Origin of the sequence: Pseudomonas sp. DTU12.1, assembly GCF_009873475.1 — a bacterium.
Lineage (GTDB): Bacteria > Pseudomonadota > Gammaproteobacteria > Pseudomonadales > Pseudomonadaceae > Aquipseudomonas > Aquipseudomonas proteolytica.
Map to the genome: position 1 here is coordinate 3,632,969 of NZ_CP045254.1, position 20,088 is coordinate 3,653,056.

Annotated in this window: 20 protein-coding genes and 4 pseudogenes; 9 read left to right on the plus strand and 15 right to left on the minus strand. The window is 54.3% G+C overall.

The features are described from left to right. Positions 1-48 precede the first annotated feature (48 nt). The 3 genes from GDV60_RS15680 to GDV60_RS15690 all read left to right on the plus strand — a co-directional run bounded on the left by GDV60_RS15680 (position 49) and on the right by GDV60_RS15690 (position 3,498). On the plus strand, positions 49-2,262 hold the full coding sequence (locus tag GDV60_RS15680; RefSeq protein WP_256679307.1) for a TonB-dependent siderophore receptor: 2,214 nt from the start codon (positions 49-51) through the stop codon (positions 2,260-2,262). A 269-nt stretch (positions 2,263-2,531) separates the two neighbouring features. Further along, complete coding sequence (locus GDV60_RS15685; protein WP_159908047.1) at positions 2,532-3,134, plus strand: hypothetical protein; 603 nt, start codon at positions 2,532-2,534, stop codon at positions 3,132-3,134. 55 nt (positions 3,135-3,189) lie between these two features. After that, the gene (locus GDV60_RS15690; RefSeq protein WP_029293623.1) at positions 3,190-3,498 is read left to right on the plus strand and encodes a hypothetical protein; all 309 of its coding nucleotides are present in this window, start codon (positions 3,190-3,192) and stop codon (positions 3,496-3,498) included. Between the two features lie 101 nt (positions 3,499-3,599). Here the strand turns inward: GDV60_RS15690 and GDV60_RS15695 are convergent, their stop codons facing one another. The 5 genes and pseudogenes from GDV60_RS15695 to GDV60_RS15710 all read right to left on the minus strand — a co-directional run bounded on the left by GDV60_RS15695 (position 3,600) and on the right by GDV60_RS15710 (position 7,337). Beyond that, on the minus strand, positions 3,600-4,640 hold the full coding sequence (locus GDV60_RS15695) for a sensor domain-containing diguanylate cyclase (RefSeq protein ID WP_159908049.1): 1,041 nt from the start codon (positions 4,638-4,640) through the stop codon (positions 3,600-3,602). A gap of 29 nt (positions 4,641-4,669) precedes the next feature. Beyond that, positions 4,670-4,885, minus strand: coding sequence for a hypothetical protein (locus GDV60_RS15700; protein ID WP_133714811.1), 216 nt, complete (start codon positions 4,883-4,885; stop codon positions 4,670-4,672). A 199-nt stretch (positions 4,886-5,084) separates the two neighbouring features. Beyond that, positions 5,085-5,450, minus strand: a pseudogene (locus GDV60_RS27100) (methyl-accepting chemotaxis protein); the annotation flags it as partial. Positions 5,451-5,636: 186 nt separating this feature from the next. Continuing rightward, a pseudogene (locus GDV60_RS27105) lies at positions 5,637-6,353 on the minus strand (PAS domain-containing protein); the annotation flags it as partial. A 90-nt stretch (positions 6,354-6,443) separates the two neighbouring features. Beyond that, entirely contained in the window at positions 6,444-7,337 is an 894-nt protein-coding gene (locus GDV60_RS15710; RefSeq protein WP_159908051.1) for a hypothetical protein, read from the minus strand. A gap of 310 nt (positions 7,338-7,647) precedes the next feature. Between GDV60_RS15710 and GDV60_RS15715 the strand changes: the two genes are divergently transcribed. Both GDV60_RS15715 and GDV60_RS15720 read left to right on the plus strand, forming a co-directional pair. Beyond that, positions 7,648-8,862: an aldose 1-epimerase family protein gene (locus GDV60_RS15715; RefSeq protein ID WP_159908053.1), complete on the plus strand. Its 1,215-nt coding sequence runs from the start codon at positions 7,648-7,650 to the stop codon at positions 8,860-8,862. A 343-nt stretch (positions 8,863-9,205) separates the two neighbouring features. Beyond that, a complete protein-coding gene (locus tag GDV60_RS15720) occupies positions 9,206-9,658 on the plus strand; it encodes a hypothetical protein (RefSeq protein WP_159908055.1) in 453 nt (150 codons plus the stop codon). Between the two features lie 152 nt (positions 9,659-9,810). On the opposite strand, the gene GDV60_RS15725 is transcribed toward GDV60_RS15720, so the two are convergent. The 3 genes from GDV60_RS15725 to GDV60_RS15735 are packed head-to-tail and all read right to left on the minus strand — an operon-like array spanning position 9,811 to position 12,278. After that, entirely contained in the window at positions 9,811-10,290 is a 480-nt protein-coding gene (locus GDV60_RS15725) for a YbaK/prolyl-tRNA synthetase associated domain-containing protein (protein ID WP_016964635.1), read from the minus strand. A gap of 16 nt (positions 10,291-10,306) precedes the next feature. Then, a complete protein-coding gene (locus GDV60_RS15730; protein WP_159908057.1) occupies positions 10,307-11,065 on the minus strand; it encodes a TSUP family transporter in 759 nt (252 codons plus the stop codon). A gap of 4 nt (positions 11,066-11,069) precedes the next feature. Continuing rightward, positions 11,070-12,278 (minus strand): TauD/TfdA family dioxygenase, encoded by a 1,209-nt coding sequence (locus tag GDV60_RS15735; protein ID WP_256679308.1) that lies wholly within the window; start codon positions 12,276-12,278, stop codon positions 11,070-11,072. On the opposite strand from GDV60_RS15735, the gene GDV60_RS15740 reads away from it, so the two are divergent. Further along, positions 12,265-13,197 carry a LysR family transcriptional regulator gene (locus tag GDV60_RS15740; RefSeq protein WP_133714816.1) on the plus strand — a complete coding sequence of 311 codons (933 nt, stop codon included), beginning with the start codon at positions 12,265-12,267 and terminating at the stop codon, positions 13,195-13,197. The genes GDV60_RS15735 and GDV60_RS15740 overlap by 14 nt on opposite strands. A 101-nt stretch (positions 13,198-13,298) precedes the next feature. Here the strand turns inward: GDV60_RS15740 and GDV60_RS15745 are convergent. The 4 genes and pseudogenes from GDV60_RS15745 to GDV60_RS15760 form a co-directional block, all read right to left on the minus strand. Next, a pseudogene (locus GDV60_RS15745) lies at positions 13,299-13,418 on the minus strand (DUF4113 domain-containing protein); the annotation flags it as partial. An 86-nt stretch (positions 13,419-13,504) separates the two neighbouring features. Further along, positions 13,505-13,801: a DUF1330 domain-containing protein gene (locus tag GDV60_RS27110; RefSeq protein WP_092239221.1), complete on the minus strand. Its 297-nt coding sequence runs from the start codon at positions 13,799-13,801 to the stop codon at positions 13,505-13,507. A gap of 146 nt (positions 13,802-13,947) precedes the next feature. Next, entirely contained in the window at positions 13,948-14,427 is a 480-nt protein-coding gene (locus tag GDV60_RS27115) for a cupin domain-containing protein (RefSeq protein ID WP_371923829.1), read from the minus strand. 270 nt (positions 14,428-14,697) lie between these two features. Beyond that, complete coding sequence (locus GDV60_RS15760; protein WP_159908061.1) at positions 14,698-16,041, minus strand: MFS transporter; 1,344 nt, start codon at positions 16,039-16,041, stop codon at positions 14,698-14,700. A 171-nt stretch (positions 16,042-16,212) separates the two neighbouring features. Here GDV60_RS15760 and GDV60_RS15765 point away from each other — a divergent pair, with 171 nt between their 5' ends. Further along, positions 16,213-16,785, plus strand: coding sequence for a PAS and helix-turn-helix domain-containing protein (locus GDV60_RS15765; RefSeq protein ID WP_092239215.1), 573 nt, complete (start codon positions 16,213-16,215; stop codon positions 16,783-16,785). Positions 16,786-16,995: 210 nt separating this feature from the next. Here the strand turns inward: GDV60_RS15765 and GDV60_RS15770 are convergent, their stop codons facing one another. Together GDV60_RS15770 and GDV60_RS15775 are read right to left on the minus strand one after the other, a co-directional pair. After that, positions 16,996-17,385 carry a hypothetical protein gene (locus GDV60_RS15770; RefSeq protein ID WP_092239213.1) on the minus strand — a complete coding sequence of 130 codons (390 nt, stop codon included), beginning with the start codon at positions 17,383-17,385 and terminating at the stop codon, positions 16,996-16,998. After that, positions 17,382-17,897 (minus strand): hypothetical protein, encoded by a 516-nt coding sequence (locus GDV60_RS15775; RefSeq protein WP_092239211.1) that lies wholly within the window; start codon positions 17,895-17,897, stop codon positions 17,382-17,384. The genes GDV60_RS15770 and GDV60_RS15775 overlap by 4 nt, the downstream gene beginning before the upstream one ends. A gap of 327 nt (positions 17,898-18,224) precedes the next feature. On the opposite strand from GDV60_RS15775, the pseudogene GDV60_RS26855 reads away from it, so the two are divergent. Then, positions 18,225-18,575 (plus strand): annotated as a pseudogene (locus GDV60_RS26855) (hypothetical protein). A 536-nt stretch (positions 18,576-19,111) separates the two neighbouring features. Further along, a complete protein-coding gene (locus GDV60_RS15780; protein WP_133714819.1) occupies positions 19,112-19,411 on the plus strand; it encodes a hypothetical protein in 300 nt (99 codons plus the stop codon). Between the two features lie 260 nt (positions 19,412-19,671). Here GDV60_RS15780 and GDV60_RS15785 read toward each other — a convergent pair whose 3' ends face one another. Beyond that, positions 19,672-19,836, minus strand: a complete 165-nt coding sequence (locus GDV60_RS15785; protein ID WP_159908063.1) for a hypothetical protein — start codon at positions 19,834-19,836, stop codon at positions 19,672-19,674. Positions 19,837-20,088: the final 252 nt, after the last annotated feature.

The window sequence follows — 20,088 nt, forward strand, 5'->3', positions numbered from 1 at the left end:
AACCGCTTGGCTGCCCAAAGCGGTTTACAGGTGATAGTGGATGGCACGTTGGTAGCCGGCAAAAACAGCCTAGGGGTGGTGGGCCCCAAAGAGCCAGAGGCGGCACTGGCTGAAGTATTGAAAGGCAGCGGCTTGACCTGGCGCGCGACCGGCGCGAACAGCGTGATGTTGGAGAAGGCTCCCGAATCAAGCAGCACCCTGCAATTGGGGGAAACGGCAATCGTCGGCCAGGAGATGGGCGAAACGACCGAGAACACCGGTTCCTACACCACCGGCGCCATGCAGACCGCCACCAAGCTGCCCTTGACCTTGCGTGAAACGCCACAGTCGGTCAGCGTGGTCACGCGCAAACGCATGGACGACAAGGCCATGACCACCATCAGTGATGTGGCCCAAAGCGCGCCGGGGATTTTCCTCAATAACTCCGGCGGCGTGGCGCGCCCCACCTTCAGCGCGCGCGGGTTTGACGTCGACACCGTCATGTACGACGGTTTTCCCACCAGCTTCCTCACCTACCTGCCCAGCAGCGAAGCCAACCTGGCCATGTATGACCGGGTGGAAATCGTTCGCGGCGCCACCGGCCTGGCCCAAGGCGCCGGCAGCCCTGCGGCCGCCATCAACCTGGTGCGTAAACGCCCGACACATAAGTTCCAGGCGGTGCTCACCGGCAGCGCTGGCAGTTGGGACGATTACAGCAGCACCCTGGACATTGGCGGCCCACTCAATGAAAGCGGCACTTTGCGCGCCCGTACCGTGCTCTCGCGGCAAGACTCGAAAAGCTTCCGCGAGTCGGTGGAAAGTGACGCGGACCTGTACTACGGCGTGGTAGACGCCGACCTGACTGATACCACCACTTTGACACTGGGCGCCTATCGGCAGAAGGACTACACCAACTACGTCTGGGGCGGGTTGCCCATGGCCCGTGGCGGTGGCCATCTAGGGCTACCCCGGGACACGTTCCTGGGACACGACTATGAATACATGAACAACCGCACCACCGGTTATTTCGCGACCCTGGAGCACGGTTTCGCCAACGACTGGAAGCTGCGCATGGCAGCCATGCAGTCGACGACCGACAATGACGTACTGGCCTCTTCCATATGGGGATACAACCGCCACTATCTATGGACGCAAGCCATGGAGCAGAAGGAAAGAGGTTATGACCTGGCCCTCAGCGGCCCCTTCCAGTTGCTGGGTCAAGAACATGACTTCAGCATGGGCCTCAGCAAGCGCCAGCTGGATTATCGTACCGGTAATATTTGGGAAAGGTTCATCGACAGCAACGTCGATCTGTTCGCGTGGGACCCACGTGGTCATACCAAGCCCAATATCGTCAAAGGCGCCGACGGCCGCCTCGAGACGACGACTCAGGACAGTCTCTATGCCAGCACCCGCCTGCGCTTGACCGAACCTCTGTCGCTGATTCTCGGCGGTCGTCTGGACTGGTACGAATTCGAAAGCAGGGCCACCCCCGCAAGCAGCTACAAGGTCACGCGCAATTTGACCCGCTATGCCGGCCTGGTCTATGACCTGGACGCCAATCACTCGGTCTACGTCAGCTACACCGATATCTTCAAGCCACAGACCGAAAAAGGCCTCGGTGGGCAAGTGATCGAGCCTATCTTGGGCGAGAACTACGAAGTGGGTATCAAGGGCGAATACTTCGATGGCGCACTGAACGCCAGCCTCGCTGTTTTCCAGATTGATCAGAAGAATCGCGCCCAGGAATTGCCTGACGTCAAAGGCTGCGGTCCAGCCGCCAACAGTTCGTGCCACGAGGCTTCCGGCCTGGTGCGCAGCCGAGGTGTTGACCTGGAAATTCAGGGCGCCCTGACCGAAAACTGGCAACTGGCCGCTGGGTACACCTACACCCAGACGAAATACGTCAACGACGCCAATGCAACCCTGGAAGGCCAGGACTTCAACCGCCGACTGCCGCGTCAGCTATTCAAGCTCTCCACGATCTACAGCCTACCCGGCGACCTGCAACGCTGGCGCATTGGCGGTGATGTTTACCAGCAGAGCCAGATCCGCACCGCGGGAGGCAGCGGTAGCAGTGCATGGCAAAATCGACAGGGCTCGTACACCGTGGCCGGCCTGGTGGCAGGCTACAAGGCCAGCGAGCAACTGGATTTGCAGTTCAACGTAAACAACCTGTTCGACCGTACTTATTACGTCAGCATCGCCAACGGGGGCTATGAACCGTACGACGTCTACGGCGACCCACGCAATTTCAAACTGACGGCCCGCTACAGCTTCTAAGACGCGGCTGGACTCTCATGTCCAAGGACGGACGTGGCGAGATGCTAGGACGATTGCGCTACGGGGTAAACGCCGCCATAGCCGCACACGGGACCGCAATCTTACTCATTGCCACGCCCATGTGATTGATGACCGGCGCGTAGCGCTGGCGTTCCACAGAAGACTGGCGGTTCAGGGACGCTAATAACCCCATCGAGATTTTTCAGCTGTTACGCAATGCTCCTCTTTTTTTGTGGTCTCTACCCTGACTCCGCAACAGGACAGGCCCCATGTCGATACGCACTGCACTCTGCCTGCTGGCTCTGCCGTTGTTCGCAGGCTGCCAGTATTTGCCACACACCGATTACTTCACGGCACCTGAAAACGAGCCGAACCCCGCCTGGATCCGCATCGTCAACTTCACTCAGCATGCCGATCTGTACCAATACGAAAACGGCATACGCTCGGGCGGCGTCATTCGCAGTGGGCCGCTTCCGTTCATCCATACGCAAGATGAGGGTATGCCGAAAGCAGGGCAAAACCTCACGTCGGACTATTACGAAACGCGGATCCGACCAGGCATCGAAACGCATGTGGGTATGTTCTGGGAAGGGGGACGCACGCAATCCTGCTCTGTCACGACGAAGTTCACGCCCCAAGCTGGACACTTTTACCAGTTCAGGCTGACATCAGGTTCAGCAGGCACCTGCACGCTGTATCCGTCTCTGATCGAGCGCGACAAAAACGGAGATGGGTGGCATCTCACACCAAACTCGCAGGTGTCGTACAAAGGCGAAGGGCCGACGGCCAAAACCCATTACAACAATGGCCGCTTCGAGGATCCCGATTATCATCCACCGGCGGATCTCTACCCTGGCATAGATGTTTTATAAAGCGGGTCACGGGGACAAACTCATGGCTGCCAACACAACTACAAGGAGTCGTTCATTGGGTGTCAGAAAGTACTGGCCAGCGCTCGCCGAACGAGCCTCAGAGGATCTGTTCGCATGGTCGGCTTTTGTCGCGCAAACAGAATTCCTGTGGCAGGACACTGCTTTGGTCCAGGACGCCGTCGCTTGGCAACGCCTCTGGTTCGAACTGGAGATAATCAACGGGCTTGCGTTGGCGCAATGGGAAGATCAGGGCAGGCCTGATGACTGGTCCTGCTGCTGGAACAAAGACTATCGCCAAGAAGCGGCCGCCCTGGCGTCTGAACTGGTAGCAATGCTTCGCGATGCAGATTCATCTGCCTCCTGAATACACGAGCGTCGGCCACGGTGCCCGGCAGACACGCGCTCCCTGCGCTTCTTGCCGTGATTGTAAAGCTGGGGGCAATTCAGCCCTACCCAATCAGTTATTCACCGTGGCGTACCATGAGTTGGCGGCATGAGCTGCTTGCCATCCCTAAAAACACGATCCTTACCGTTGCGCTTGGCCTCATACATATTACAGTCGGCAGACTTAAGTACTGCAGACATGTCGGACGTCGCCGAGAATCGCGCGATACCGGCACTGCAGGTGTAGTGATGGGGTGGCGAGACGCTGTGCCGGATCGCGTCCAAAAGCCGCAACGCGTATTCATTGGCGACCGAATCATCGTCACCCAACAGTAAAACCCCGAACTCCTCCCCACCAATCCTTCCAACAGTGTGACTGCCAGGCGTGGACTGCAAGCACGCGGCCATTGCGCATAAAATCTTGTCGCCCACATCGTGACCATACTGATCATTTTTAATTTTAAAACTGTCGATATCCAACATTATAAAATAGCCATCGCCCCCACCTGCCATCACTTGCTGGAAACTCTCCATAAATGCTCGCCGGTTGAGTATAGAGGTAAGAAAATCGGTCTCCGCCAGGGTTCTGAACTCACTCTCGATCAATAACACTGAGCGCATATTTTTCAAATATGTAAAGCTCAGGGTAAAGCCAATTGACATGGACGATACGCAAAACAGCACCAGGTATACTTCCAAGCCCCTATACATGCCCACGTCAAGGTTTGACCACATCAAAATCCACACCAGCGCACTGGAGAGCAGATAGTCTTGAACCGTGATAAATAAAATGGCGCTACTCACCACAATTATAACGGCCAGAGGCAGGGCGAATACACGCAGCTCTGCACCGGAATCAATCACACAAGAAAAACCAAATGCCAATACAACGATGTATACGCCACCCAAAAACCGCCATACCAGGAAGTTACCAGTCGCACGATGAAAGTGACAAACTAAGAGCAGGCACATGGTAATTGAAAAATTCAGCCAATTGATACTCGGCACTGGATCCACCAACAAAACACCCAGCCAGGCCACCACCCCAACCAACTCAACTTTTGTTACCGCGGGTGATAACAATGTCCGCATTCGCGGCCTAATCTTGAAAGTCGCTGGCATCTCTAATTCCCTTTCCATAACGACTCAGATTATTCGACGTCTTCGCCCTGCCCCCTTTCAATCATTTCGATAAAAAAATTTGCCGACAGCCGTGCCATCTGCCGCCACTCCGTGTCGCTAACAAGGCCGCTGCGCAACAATTCGTCTGCCGCGTCCAACAGACCGAAATAGTAAGTTTCCAAATCCATTTCTGGCTCATATCGAACAATCAGGGCTTCCCAATCTTGCATAGCTGAACTTTTCATAGGCTCGTCCCACGCGGCTCGCACATTCTTTTCGACATATACACAAGGTCGACCACCGCACGTTATTAGCATTTTTGGAAAGATAGTTTATTCAAGCTGCAATTTCAGAATAGGTAGTTTTTCTACGCGCGAGCAACGTGCACAAAAAAGGTCCAAGGATTACTTCCACTGCCTTGTAATGACATGCTAACGATGCTCATCAATCCAGGTCGCTGGTGACCCGCCCAATTGCTTCCACGACTTGCTTGGCACCCAACTGAATATCTGCCATCGCCCTGCCTGCCTGCTCAGCCAGCTCCAGCAACCTATCGGCCTGGTCTCGGCTGCACTGCACCTGAACAGTGGCTTGACGGGCCAACTCACCGTTCTGTCGCACTACGCTGGCAATCTCCTGTGTCGCCGTGCTGGTGCGCCCAGCGAGTTTGCGCACCTCATCCGCAACTACCGCGAAACCACGGCCGTGCATTCCCGCGCGCGCAGCTTCGATGGCAGCGTTAAGCGCCAAGAGATTTGTTTGCGTGGCAATGGCGCCGATAGTGTCAACAATAGATCCGATCAACAGCGACTGTGACTCAAGGGCACTCATGCTTGCGGTCACTGAAGCCATTTGTTGCGCGATGGTTTGCATGGATATTACCGAGTCGCCTACCAGGCCCATGCCCCGGTCCGCCTTGACATCGGTATCGAGCGAAACCTCGTAAGCCATGTGTGCTGCCTGTTTGACTCTATCGGCTCTCTCAACCTGCTTTGTCACCACACTGGCGAACTTGGCGACCTTGTACACTTGCCCGCAAGCATCCTTGATCGGGTTATAGGTTGCTTCTAGCCACACGACCCGGCCGTGTTTATCCAGGCGGCGAAAGCGCCCCGCAATGAACGCACCTTTATTCAACGACTTCCAGAAATCAGCGTAAGCCGCAGAAGCAACATCCTCGTCCAGGCAGAATAGGCGATGATGCCTGCCTTCTATCTCTGCAAGGCTGTAGCCCATTGCGTCGATAAAGGGCTTATTGGCATGTAGGACTTCACCAGCGAGGCTGAACTGCACAATCGCGGTTGACCGGTTCAAGGCGCTGAACATTTCCACGCCTTCCTGCTCGTCCCGCGCCAACGGCGGAGCGATACAGCCGTAGCCTTGAAATGTGCGTTCAGACAAAGAGAGCCAACACATGCCAAGCGTGACAATTTGGCCATTTGCAGTGGTGTAGCGCTGCAATTCACTGGCCCGCAGATTCGGCGCAAACGCGCTGCGCGGCTCAGCCAGTATGTTGCTAATCTCCGAGCCGGATAGCTCATCTAACGAATAGCCAAGCACATCGGCGAATCGCTGGTTGGCCGAGATGATTCGGCCCGCCCGATCAACACGCAGTGAAATAAAAACCGATTCAAGGTTGGCGAATACGCCAAGTAATGTACCGAGCTCGCCCTTGCAGTCGAGCAGAGCATTTTTAATGCGACGGTTAAACACACTGACCTCCGATGCTAACGAGTACTACAATAAAGGACAATGTCTGTATATTATGCCGCCCAACAACACGGCCTTTCAAAAGCATTCACGCTACAAACCAAGCAACGACTTGGCCCGGGGATACTTATCATTAAACTCGCTATCCCCCATTCCTAATTTCAAGCTAATTCGCGCCACTGAAAAATTTATGGCCATGGTGCGCCTCACCAAATCCAGAAAAGCCGGAAGTAGTTCCACCGTATTCTTGTGGCATTTGAAATATCCGTGTAGCTCACCTTCTCGAACCATGCGTATGATATGAGTCTTCGACACACCCAAGCGCGAAGAAAGCTCAATATACGTCGACACCTTATAACCGGCCTGAATTGAATCCTTACGCAAGCTGTCTACATACAAGGCAAGCATCGGCAGATGCCCACCATCTCTGTTCATAATCCATTTTGCTTCAGGCAATAACTTGTCAAGCATCACATCAGCTTCCAACAACTTTGCGAAGCCATGAAAAAACACACGCAGCATGTCTTCCGACTCCCATACATCTTTCAGGCAAGCGTCGTATGGAACTATCAACTGCGACGGCAGCAGATAAGACTTAATCATCCTGGTGGTTTCACACAGCGCCGCGCCCGTGGGTTTGAAAACACGCTGCCTACTGTCTTCGTCATGCATCCGGACTTGCATATAACCGGCAATAAAGAAAAACGAAAAGTAAGAGTCCAAGCTATTGCGCGATAAATAACCACGCTCTTGGCAGAACGCTTTAACCTTGGACAGGGGCACCAAATGATCTTTGTAATTAAAGCTCAACAAAGAAAGCGCCACCATAAACCTGTCATATTTGAGCAGATTTTTGTAAAACAGCGGTTTTTGTCGATAGTTCTCCATCACCAAATCGAAATGTAGAAGGATCGCGTCATCCATGTCGCATCGGGTCATCGCGGAACTGGTCTCTATCAGATACTCAAGCAGATCAGTTTTATTCATCGACGCTCAATAGACCTCACAAGACAACATCAAATAGCCACTACCCGCATCATGCCCAGTATATGCGTATTCAACCATCTGAAAATTTCACCCCAAAAATGTTCTATCGCTTCCCCTTCGTATTAAACCTCGCATCGCTTTTGTGAAGCATTCGACCGAATGCGGACGGTCTGCTTTGGGCTATCAACGACACAACCGTGTTTGCCCCGCGCCCACTGCCAACATCGTCGGCGGTGGGTCGATTTTTTAGCTTGCTGAAACGTTTCATCACGTTTATAAAAATGGCACAACTCCAAGAAAGGCTGCAGCCATGACCCCGCTTAAACTCTTTGTTGCCCTCAGTGCACTGTCCGCTGCCTCCCACGCCATGGCCTGGGATTACGTTCTGCTCGACACCGACAAAGCCGCCCAGAACTGGCAGATCACCAGCCAGCAACTCGGAATAAAAACCGACAAACCCTTCAGCGTTACCCTACGCACCTTGCACGGCGGACGGCAGGAAGGTGTCAGCATCGTCGACATCGATAACGGCACGATGAAACTCTCGGTAGTGCCGACTCGCGGAATGAACGTCTTGCAGGCCTCGGTCGGCAATGTGCGCATGGGCTGGGATTCTCCGGTCAAGGAAGTGATCAATCCGTCCTTCATCGAACTCAATGGCCGCGGTGGCCTGGGCTGGCTGGAAGGTTTCAATGAACTGGTCACCCGCTGCGGCTACGAATGGGTCGGCCACCCCGGCGTCGACAACGGCGAACTGCTGACCCTGCACGGTCGGGCCGCCAACACTCCTGCGAACAAAGTCACCCTGCATATCGATGAAAAACCACCGTATGCCATCACCCTGCGCGGCGAACTGAAAGAGCAGGCATTCAAGAAGGTCGACTTCTCGGTCGCGACCGAACTGGTCACCGAACCCGGCAGCGTCGTGTTCGCCCTCAACGACACCCTGACCAACAATGGCGACTATCCGAAGGAGTACCAGGCGCTGTATCACAGCAACTTCAGTACCCCGTTCCTGGAGCAAGGCGCTCGTTTCGCCGCGCCGGTGAAACAGGTGTCGCCGTTCAACGACAAGGCCAAGGGCGACCTGCCCGACTGGCAAACCTACCGCGCGCCGACCAAGGACTACGACGAAACGGTTTACAACGTGGTGCCGTATGCCGATGCCAAGGGCGATACGTTGACCGTGTTGCATAACAAGGCCGGCAGCCTGGGCGTTTCGGTCGGCTTCAATACCCAGACACTGCCCGTGTTTTCCCTATGGAAAAACACCGATACCCAAGGCCAGGGCTATGTCACGGGGCTGGAGCCGGGGACCAGTTTTTCCTACAACCGCCGTTATCAGCGGCCACTGAACCTGGTGCCGACAATTGGGCCCAAGGAACACAAGCAGTTCCGCATCAGCTACAGCTTGTTGACGGATAAGGCGGCGGTGGATAAGGCCTTGAAGCAGGTGAGCGAGATTCAGGATGGGCGGGAGACTGAGGTGCGGCAGACGCCGTTGGTTGATCTGACCAAGGGGTGAGCATTGTCGGCCGACTGCTAGCCCTCGCGAAGGGCTGGCGTCGACCCACCGCAGACCTAGGCGGTTTCTGAAGCCATCCAGGTCAAAAAATCATGGAGCTGAGTCGTAAACTCTTTTGGTTTGGCGTATGGATTGCTTGCTTGGGACAAGAAAAAAGAGATCTGCGTTCTCATGTACGGGTAGTGCTCAACAAATAGCTCGACATGCTCCTCCAGTGTTTGCGGCCACATCAGGTCCTGTGCAGAACGAAGTACTTGAGTGGAACTAGCGATGGAAAGTCATACAACATACACTCAGCAATTGGGCGACAGAACCGTCGCCTAATAAATATTCAGGAGCAGTTATGAAACTTTTCGCGGCATTCACAATTTTGTTATTTGCATTAGTCGGATGCGCTACAACTGGGAGCCAATCGCCACAGCAAGCCGCGCAATCTGCGGCAATTTTATTTGAGCAACAAAAATTCAATCTAGTTTGGGTTCCCGCAGCGAATAACGGCATTTCCGGAGCTATGGCATCCGCGCTTATCGGAAGTGCAGGTTTAGAATCTCCAATTGTTTCAGGCATCCACCAAATAATTGCCCCTGCAAGCAAAGCTGATGTGCGTGTCGCCATCTCAGGAACCGATAGTTCTTTTGCAGCCAACTCAGCTATTGCAGCTTTAAGTAACACATCAAGCATGCTTCCTAAGTTGCAACTTGCATTTATCGGCTCGACATCAGATGCCGCGGGAGTTCGCTCGGCAGTTGAAGCTAAAGGCGGTAAATTCTTACACGCCACACCAAATGGCTCCTAACTAGCGGTTTCTGCCTGTCATGATAGACGTCTGTCGGCCAAAAGCGGACTCTTGAGGTCTATCGCTTTCTACCCGTAGTAACCGGTCAGCCCGGTAGAGACGGAGAAAAAAGGCGACTGATTTATTCTTGAAACCTATGCGAAAACGTCTGCTCAGGCCTGACTGATATCCAGCAATCGAGGCATGGCAATCGCCAGGTAATCCTGCGTATCGAGTACCATCGACGCATCCAGCCGCCCCGCGTTGAAGGCTATTTCAGCGTAGCCTGTGGTCAAGGCCGGATCGACGATCAATTGAATCCGCTCATCGAAAACAAAAGGAGGGATGGCGCCGATCCGGCACCCGGTCAGTTCCATGGCGGTTTCGGCCTTTACCAGCTCGGCTTTTTTCCCGCCCAGGGCCGCTCCGACTTTCTTCATGTCCAGCTTCTGGTCGCCCGGCAGTATCACCAGTGCATAGGGGCCGGCCTGGCCCTTGAGGGAGCAAAGCATGGCCTTCGCGCCTTGGCCGGGCTCGGTGCCACGGATTTCGGCGACGCGCGCCGACTGCCCCTCGGCATCGTGCATCAGCACCCGGTAGGAGGCTGAGCGGGCATCAAGTAGTGCCACAAGGCGATCGAACATGGGATGCATGTAGTTTTCCTCTGGTTTACAGGAGCAGGTCGTAGGACAGTTTGCTGATCAGAATCACCAGTAACACCAGGAATAGAGCCCGGACAAAGGGCACCCCTTTATGAACCGCCAACCAGGTGCCAGTGAGCGCGCCCAGGATGTTGAATACCGCCATGGGGATTGCGATCAGGTAGAGCACGTTACCCGTCGGTATGAAGAACATCAGTGCCGCTACGTTGGTCGCGATGTTCACGAGCTTGGCCGATGCCGAGGCATGAAGAAAGTCGAAGGCGAAGAAGCGGATAAACAGGAAGATCAGGAAGCTGCCAGTGCCGGGACCGAACAGACCATCGTAGAAACCGATGGCACCGCCAATGACGATCGCCAGCAGTTTTTCCTTGGTACCGATGCGCATGGGTTTGTGCAGGGCGCCGAAATCCTTTTTCCAGAAGGTGTAGATCGCCATCAGTACAATCAACACCAGCACCGCCGGCCGGATCATCGACTGGGGTACGAACGACACCGTGGCGGCTCCGAAGAAGGCCATGACAAAGGCCGCGCAGGCGGCCGGGATCACAAGCCCCCAGTCGATCACCACCTTGCGTACGAAGGACCGGGCCGCGAATGCGGTGCCGCAGGCGGCCGCGACCTTGTTGGTACCCAGCAGCGCCGCCGGTTGAGCGGTGGGCAGCACGTTGAATAGCGCGGGAATCTGGATCAGTCCGCCGCCGCCCACCGCCGCATCGATCAGGCCGGCGGCGAAGGCGAACACGCAAAGGATGACAATATCGACCATGAAATCAGGCTCTGACTATGTAGGGTTGATGAGGGTCCAGCGGCACCACGCGTGCCGGATCATTGACCCCGAAGACACGCAACATCCAGCGATCACGGCCATCGTAGCGGGGTGTAAAACCATCCCGGGCATGCAGGGTTTGCTGGTTCTTGAAGATCAGCATGTCCCCTGGTTGCAGCAATATGTGGTGCACGACATCGGGATGATTGGCGACGGCGGCGAACAATTGGAGGGCAAACTGCGCATTGGCGCAGGTCGCCTCGACACTTGCTTTGTTGTAGCGGCAATACAGGCCATCGGTTGCGTTTCTGTACAGCAAGGGGACGTTTTCCAGCACATTCCCCTGTTTGCCGAAGGAAGCCGGTCGGCGAACGGTGAAGTTCGGGCGTGACAATTCTTCTTCGACGTAGGCCGGCAGAATGGCCAGCACCTCGTCAATGGCGACGATGCGCGTCGGCACATCGAGCTCGCAGCGCAGGCCGGTCAGGGACAGGTACTCCGGACAGGCCGACAGCTGCGAGACGGGTTCGCAGGTCAAAGGCAGGTGGGGGTTGTCGACATGCATGCCCAGATCCGCGCGCGAGCCATAGGAGCTCTTTTCGGTCTCTCGCTTGTGCTTGGGCGATACGTGACGGAACACCGTGTCGTTGCTTTCACCCTCGTACGCCAGCGGACGGGTTTGCAGAGTTTGCAGCACCGACAAAATAGCCCCGGCCAGTGTCGACAAGTCCTCGATACCCGGCTCCCGGTCATAGGGCGTGGCGGGCAGTTGCGGGTCCAGCGGCAGCCCCCTGACGATCATCGCCACTTCACGGGCCTGTGGAAAATTGCGTAGCTGCTGGATTTTCTCGGTGCTCAGGACACTTTCCAGCAACAACCCCAGGTCCGGCATGTGGCGGATACCCGAGGCGCTATCGGTCACCTCCAGCGATGCCAGACCGGCCTGAAGTGCGCGTTGTTCTTCGAGCGACAGATGAATTTGCGGTATCTCCCGTCGGTTCGAACTCACTGACTTTTTTTCCAGCAACTCATGAATTACTTCATCAACACACGCTGCGGCCTTCCCGATTACTTCATCTAACTTCGACACGTCCTTGCGCTCCTGTTTACCCCATCCTTGTGGGTTGAGCAGGAAGATTAACGGAAGGGCCTTTTTTGTGTTGCAATGCCGCGTTGTGAAAAATGCAATGAGGTGGAGAGTGGCGTTGAACATGTTGGGTGAACTTGAAGCCTTCGCGACCGTGGCTCGCAAGCGCAGCTTCGTCGCCGCGGCACGAACTCTGGGGCGCTCCCCTAGCGCACTGACCCGTGCGGTTCAAGCCCTGGAGGAAAGTGTGGGGCTCAAGTTGTTCAATCGCTCCTCCAATGCCGTGAGCTTGACCGAAGCGGGTGAATGCTTATTGCCCCATGCATACAAAATGCTCGAACTGCAACGTGAGGTGGATGAAGACCTGGCCGGCCTCAGCGGCTTGGCCTCCGGCTGGATCCGGTTTTCCGCCCCAGAGTTTCTCGGACACGGGGTATTGCCCCGGTTGATCGCGCAATACTGCGAGCGTTATCCGGACGTTAACATCGATGTGGTTTTCACCGATGAGATCATCGACCCGGCCAAGAGCAAGCTGGATTTCTCGATTCGCGGCGCGTTTCCACAATCCAGCGACTTGATCGGCTTTGCGCTCTGGAGTTACTCGCGTTATCTGTATGCCAGCCCCGGCTACCTGGAGCGCAACGGCATGCCCGACTCCATCGAGGCACTGGAGTCGCATTCGCTGATCCTGCATACGGCGCCGCGGATTCTCAAGGAGTGGAATTTTCGCAGTGAGGAGCAGGCCATCAGCTTTCGGGTTCATCCTAAATTTCGTTTCAGCTCCGGTCTGGCGGTATTCCAGGCAGCCCTGGCGGGCGTCGGAATCGCCCGCTTGGCGGATTGGATGGCGGAGCCCGAAGTGCAAGCTGGGCGCCTGTGCCGGGTTTGTCCTGAGTACAAACTCACCTCCAGCAGCGGTGAGAGCCCACAGATGCACGCGGTGTACCCGGCCGGAAATTTGCCGCTGCGGGTGAAGGCTTTGATGGAGATGATCCGTGGCTTAGGTGAAAGCCTCGAATGTAAACGCGGCTCAGCACTGATATGAGGTTACGGGTCGTTCGGCCCTGGCCGCTCACATTGCGAATGAAGAGTTCATCAAGCTGACGCTGGCTGTCCTCATGACTCCTGCCTGATTACCAGACACCGCTACTTACAAGCAACCGACCACAGTTGATCAAGTCTCGTCGTATAACGACGGCTCATCATCTCCCGACGCATTCCCCCGTCTGGGTTCGTCGGAACACTGGCCGACCGCAGTGTTCCCCTCCATATTGAACGCTAGGTAGAGTGCTGAGCGCCGGGCGTCCACACATGGATATACTTCTTTGCGTCTTGGGCTACAGCACATAGCGCTAAAGACCATCCAAGATGTATAGATGGGCCGACGAAGATCGAAATCTATAATCAATGATGTTTTGGTAGTCAGAAGAATAATAAAAGTCGTGGGCCACATCGACCGAAGGAAACTCAAGCAGTATGACCCGCGGAACGATTCGACTACCTTCAATGACGTGTGGTTGGTTCGTGCCTACCAAGAAAGTGGCTCCGAATTTTTCAAGGACAGGCCTGACACTCACCATATACTCGTTGTAGAACACGTCGGGGTCTGTGATCGTCAGTTCTGCAAACAAATAGCCTTTCTTTTCCATATTTTCCTCGCGTTTTCAGTTTTCTCGGCGACGCTAATCAGTACCACCCTAGAAGATGGATATGAGGTGTACCCGTTCGCACCTTTCAGCATTAGCGGCTCAATGGAATCTACGAATACCATCATGCCGCCTAAGACTGGACGCTCTTATTTACTTCGGCGGGGGAGATGATCCGGAGGGTCACATGCTACCGTCCCCATCTTAGCCGGCACTGACATTTCAAAGAGCTCGAGATCAGGTGAAATTGCAGTCTCGTTATGCTTAAGCCCTGGAGGAATGAACAGAGACTCACCCTGCCCCACACGTATGACCCGACCGTCCTCGAATTCAAGTTCGATCCACCCTCGCAGGGTGTAAATAAAATGAACATCGCAGATATGATAATGCCAGCCGGTCTGTTCCATAATGTCCGTAGCACAAGTGACTTGCGCCCTCGCCACACCTTCAGTAGCGTCTGTAAGCCCCAAGTCGCGATACTTGAAAAATGAGCGCCGGCCTGGCACCAATGGCGCATTCTCCGGCGTAGCGTACGCCAGCCTCTTTAAAAGTTCTGCCACCGCACTTGGCATCTCCGGGTGCGGTAGAGTTTTATTATAAGTTTGCATGTCCACCCTCTTATTCTCCATGAATACCAAACAAAGCTTGTTCGTTTTTTTCAGCACAAACACTTAGACGACAACCCATCTTATGCCTAAAAACATAATTTTCCTTTACGACCCATACTGCCCATTCAAACAGCAATGCGCACAACGCCCATCACCCAATTAATTTGTGAGAGCATCAGTACTCTCTACCGAGAGGCAGTATGACGTCACCGCGACCATTACCGCGAGAACTAACTGACGAGAAACGACAGCCCACTATGGCATTACGGTAATAACGTATTCCTTGAAGACTCAAACGGGAATGGTGTCTTTCTTATTAGCGACTTTGTAATTGTCAGAATTTTGAATTGTGGCATCGCCTCCTACGAAATCTTCTTTGCGTAGCATTAGAAGCGCAATAAGTGAAACGACACCTGTACCTATGTAAAAATACCACGGCGAGGTGATATCCCCTGTTTGCTGGATTAGCCAAGTAGAAATAAATGGAGCGCTTCCGCCAAACACCGCCACCGGAATGTTATACGCTATAGCGATACCTGTTGAACGTACCCGGGTAGGCAACAACTCACTCATCGTAGCGTAGGTGGATGAAGCGTAAAGTCCGAATAGGATGGCGACGGCCATCAAAGGCAGAAAGAAGCTCGTGGGTGTGGCTCCGGGAGCGGATTTAAAGAACCAGAACATCGCTAGGGTTGCCAGACCTCCCACGACCAGTAGAAAGGGCTTACGGCCATAACGGTCGGTGAAAATACCTCCAAATGGCATTACAAACGCTGCGCTCACGCTGGCGATGAACACAAACAACAGCGTTACACCGCTATCGAATTTCAAGATGCGAGACATATAGGTGGAGGCAAACGTTAGTACCAGATAAAAGATCGAGCTATGTAGGGTAATGATGAAGAACACTAGCGTGATCGAGCGCTTCCACTGCCACACCTCTCGTAAAGGGGCCTTCGAAGTCTCGCCAGCTTTCTGCAAAGCCAGAAACTCCGGGCTGTCTTCGAGCTTCAAGCGGATGTACATGGAGACCAGCCCCATTGGTCCCGCAACCAGAAACGGAATTCGCCAACCCAATTCTTGCATCAGCTCAGCCCCCATTAACCAAGTCATACCATTGGCCACCACACCGCCAAGCACCAGTCCTAAGACCGCTGTCACCATAAGCCAGCACGTCGAAAACCCTCTGCGCCCCGGCCCTGCATATTCAGAGATGAAACTTGTGATCGTACCGATCTCGCCACCGGCGGAAAAACCCTGTACGCAACGGATAAGGATCAGAAGAATAGGTGCGGCGATACCAATCGTATGATAAGTGGGTAACAGACCTATGCAGAAAGTAGAACCCGACATGAGCATCAGGACAGTGATTAACGTCCGGCGCCGACCGATCTTATCCGCGAGGGGGCCAAAAAACAGACCTCCAAGTGGGCGAATAAAAAAGCTCAACGCGAATGCAGCGAAGCTGCTCAACAAGCTAGTGGTAGGATCTTCTGACACGAAGAAAGCTTGGCCAATGTATACCGCCAGGAATCCATAAACGCCGTAGTCGTACCACTCAATTAGGTGGCCCGAGGTGGCCCCTATGAAAGCACGCCGGCGTTGCTGGGCCGGATTTTTGTTGTGAGAAGGCATGACGAAAGCCCTGCCTTGTTTTTATAGTAATTACGCTGAGGAATACCCATCAGGTACGCCTAGACTGCCCCAGCATTTAGCCCTCCGCTATTCGTGTAACTACGTACATAGATGTGTAGCTTTGAGTATGTAATTATTCCGGTAGATACCGCTGGTTTAAGGTCGCTCGCCATGATGAATCCTGAGCAACAACTGCATGACCTCAAAAGTTTAGCCTTCCAAGTATCCCCGGCTCCCCAAGTGATAACTGGAAATCGCTGCATACTCGAACTCAACAAAGCGTTCGAAAGGCTATTCGGCTTTGACCGAGAAGTGTTGATAGGCGAGCGACTCCTCAAGCTTTATCCGTCACAGGCCGACTACCAAACAGTGGGCGAACGCAGCCTCAGCTGGCTGCGCCATGCCACCAACGGGGCTTACTCGGATGAGCGCTTCATGCAGCACCGCAGTGGAGAGGTGTTCTGGGCCAGGGCCAATGGCTATACGCTAACACCGGATGACCCCTTTCAACTGATGGTCTGGCACTTTGAACCTGTGGATCAAGTGTTTCGGCCGACCGTCAACCTGACACCTCGAGAGCGGGAAATTTCGGCCCACATCGTCAATGGCCTGACCTGCAAGGAAATCGGGCGCAAGATCGGTATCTCGCATCGTACGGTCGAAGTACACAGAGGGCGATTGATGAAAAAATTGAAGTCGAAGAACAGTGCCGAGCTGGTTTCAAAAATCATCGTGCTCAAATGAAATTCGATAGTTGCTCGCTCATGTTGCGCTCCCGGTACTTGGGTTTGCCGAATAGCTTTGGCCTGGTCGTCGGCGAGGATGCTGCTGACCACAACCTTCATGGGCATACACCGGGGCAGCAGGAAAAAAAGGTTCGCGGTGCCTGACCAGTCGGGGCACTGCAATCGCAGAACAAGCCCGCCCTCCACGAGCCTTTTTTCTCCAGGGCTGCTACGGCGCCAGGTTCACGCCGTTACAGCGGCCCTTGATAGAGAAGTCGCTGATCTGCCGCGCCTTGTCCACCGTCATGAGGATTGTGCAGCCGCCAGGATGGGTCACGTCATCCCAGTAATTGGTGTGGACCATCACATTGCCTTGCCTCTCGGCGGTGCTGCCGACCACCTCCTGGCGCACATAGGTGGTGTCGCGGTACCAGCCCAACTGCACCCCACCTCCGCTGGGCAACGGTTCCATGCGCCCGGGCGGGCCAAAGAAGTCGATGGCCTGCTTGGCGTCGCGCCCCTGCCATTGGTGGCTGGCGCGCAACTCCGGCAGGGTCGGGATACAGCCGACCAGGGTAGGTAGCAGCACACTGAGAAACAGCAAAGAACGTGTGTTCATCGGGCGCTGCTGTCTAGCATGTCATCCAACTCTTGCACCGCCTGGCTGTTGGCTTGAACACCGATCAACTGAATGAACATGGCCTGGATGGTGGCGACCATCCGCGTCGCCGGCATCTTGCCGATCGGCAACATCTGGTTGCGCACACGGTTGTCTGGGGCGCAGACGAAGGCAAAGGTACGCTGCAACCAGTAATCCTTCGGTGCGACCCAGCCTTGGATGTTGGTCTTCACATCCTTCACGGCACCGTCGAAGCGACGTATCGCCCGGGCGCTGTCCAGGCGGATCTGGCGCTGTTTGCATTTGACCTGCACCTCATAGGCGGCGAGGGTTGGGAAGGCCGGATCTTCGAACAGCTGCATGACCTGCACCGATTGCACGCCACCAGGCTTTTGCATGATGCCGGCGGCATCGGCGACGTAGACCTCGTTGTGCAGACGCTCCCCTTTACCGTAGATGATCCAGTAGTCGCCCGAGGCTTGTTCGGCCATGGCCGAGGTACTGCAGGCCATGACCAAGATAGCCAGCCATCGACAAGGGGGTGGAAGTCTGTAGCTCATGGAGGTCCTTTCCCGATTTCTGTAATTTAGGAGGATTAATATGAGCCGTGAGTGGGAAGGATCAAATAGCACGCTTGTGCTAATAGCCAAACGCCTTCATCCCTTAGTTTTTGTACGAAAAATGCCTGTGCGACGACCGTAGAGCGTTGAAAACAGGCTCGGATGTAACCAACCAACTCGTGCGTGACTCCGGCCGTTGTTCCTCGCCTGTTTTCGGGTGGTTCCACTGGAACTACACGCCGAATGTCTTACGGATCACCCCATTCTGTCCCTTGACCTATCAGGTATCGATCGCAGCTCGTCGCCTCAAATCTCAAAGCCCTAGAGGGCATCTACGGCCTGGCAAACTCAGTGGGTGAGGCGCTGCTTGAGCGGTACAACGTAGCCCCCACAACCCAAGCGCCCTGCTCCACCTTCAGGATGAAACCTTGAACGCAGACCTAGTGCGGCTGGCTACACCGGGCAATCACGCCCGTGGACAACTGGTTTGAATGGGTTGATGAAGGCCAGGGCGAGCAAATGGTGTTGCACCAGGGTGAGCCGGCCGAGGCTTTCGAGTGGTTCAAGGTCGACACGGCTAAGGGAAATTTGCAGAACAGAGGGCCTGAGCTGATCCATCGGATTCAATGATGAGTAGCGCCCTCGTCACTTATGGCTTTCTGTTGGCACTCCCGAACCGACTCGGCCAGGGACTCAGCCTCTATCTACAAACGCACCACCTGCTCTGTGGAGATTAGAGAGTTTCGCACTCCTGTTAGTTAGTCAAAGCAGTATAGGTCGCTACGCACAAAGTACCAGTCTTGCAAATTTTATCGACGGCCCGGAATAGGGAATCACGGAACTTTAGAGAAACTCAAAAGCGGTATTTTCACCCTTAAATTTAACGCAAAAAAACAGGAGCCCCCCACGGCGCACGACCTTATTAAAGTGCAAAGCGGAACTTCCTCACCTCATCTAACAGGAAACAAATTGAAACAAAGACCTATTGAAATATTCTAAACACCAAGATATCAACATTTACTGAGCAAAAATGAGAAGCCTTGCCTTTTATAGCTGGATGGAAACCCAGTTCAATAAAAAAACAACCAATGGTAACGTATGCTTTCGCATTGCTCAGAACAAGAAAAAACATGAGCAAACTTGTTGATTGAACAAAGGATTAACGAATGACTATCGAGCGAGAGATTTTCTCGGCCCTTATCGCGCAGAACGCATTTCAAGGTGAAAAGCCGAGCGTACAAAGCTACGCCAAGCTAGCCGTGGACAAGGGGTTTAGAGCGCTTTCGTCAAAGCAGCAGGCGGTGGTAAGCCCCTTCCTGAAAAAACAATGCGTGGGAATGAAAGAACCAAATGAAAAACATAACAACTGCCAAAATAGTATAGTCGGTCGTGATTTGCTTACAGCGCTTGAGAAATCCGAAAGTTATAAGGGATGGCGTTGCGAGAGCTGCCGAAGCGCGTCTTAAAAACAATAAGGCAACACTAGAGAGCAGTAACCTAAAAACCTAAAGGAACAAAAAAACTATTGCTCTCGCTACTCATGAATGTCACTGCAGCAGGCCGCCATGGCCTGCTCGCAGGTCTTGCTTTTCTTTAAGCCTTGATCAGCCCGCCACCAAATCGCCGCTTATTCATCACGCACCTGAGCGCTCCGGAAGAATATTGCACAATGCAACCTGATCCCTCTGCGCGTCTAATTTTTGCTGAGAGAAATAGTGCCCATATATCAGATAGCACTACTGGTTTTTTGGCATCGCCCTACTCCGGTTGGGCTACCAATTGAATAAGAAGAACCGTCAAAAAGTATCGGCACGACAACCTCCCGCAATGCGCAGCCGACGAGCAGAGTCGTCAGCAGCACGGCGCAGCCTTTCATTTTCAGCAAGATCATCCGCTTTCTCCTTGGCAGCCTTAGCGTCGAGGTCGGCCCTGGCCTGCTCGGCGGCCTGTTGCTTCTCCAGTGTCTGGCGGTCTGAGCACTTGCGGCATTGCTGATCGCGGCCAAGTCATCCTGATGCAGGCCGGCCAGCTCAGCGCCACTGCGAAGCCGTCGAAGTAGAAAAGCTCTGGAGCGATCCCATAATAGTTATGGAACGCTGAGCAAGTACAAGCCCGCGGCAGCCAAACCCCAGAAACACAAAAG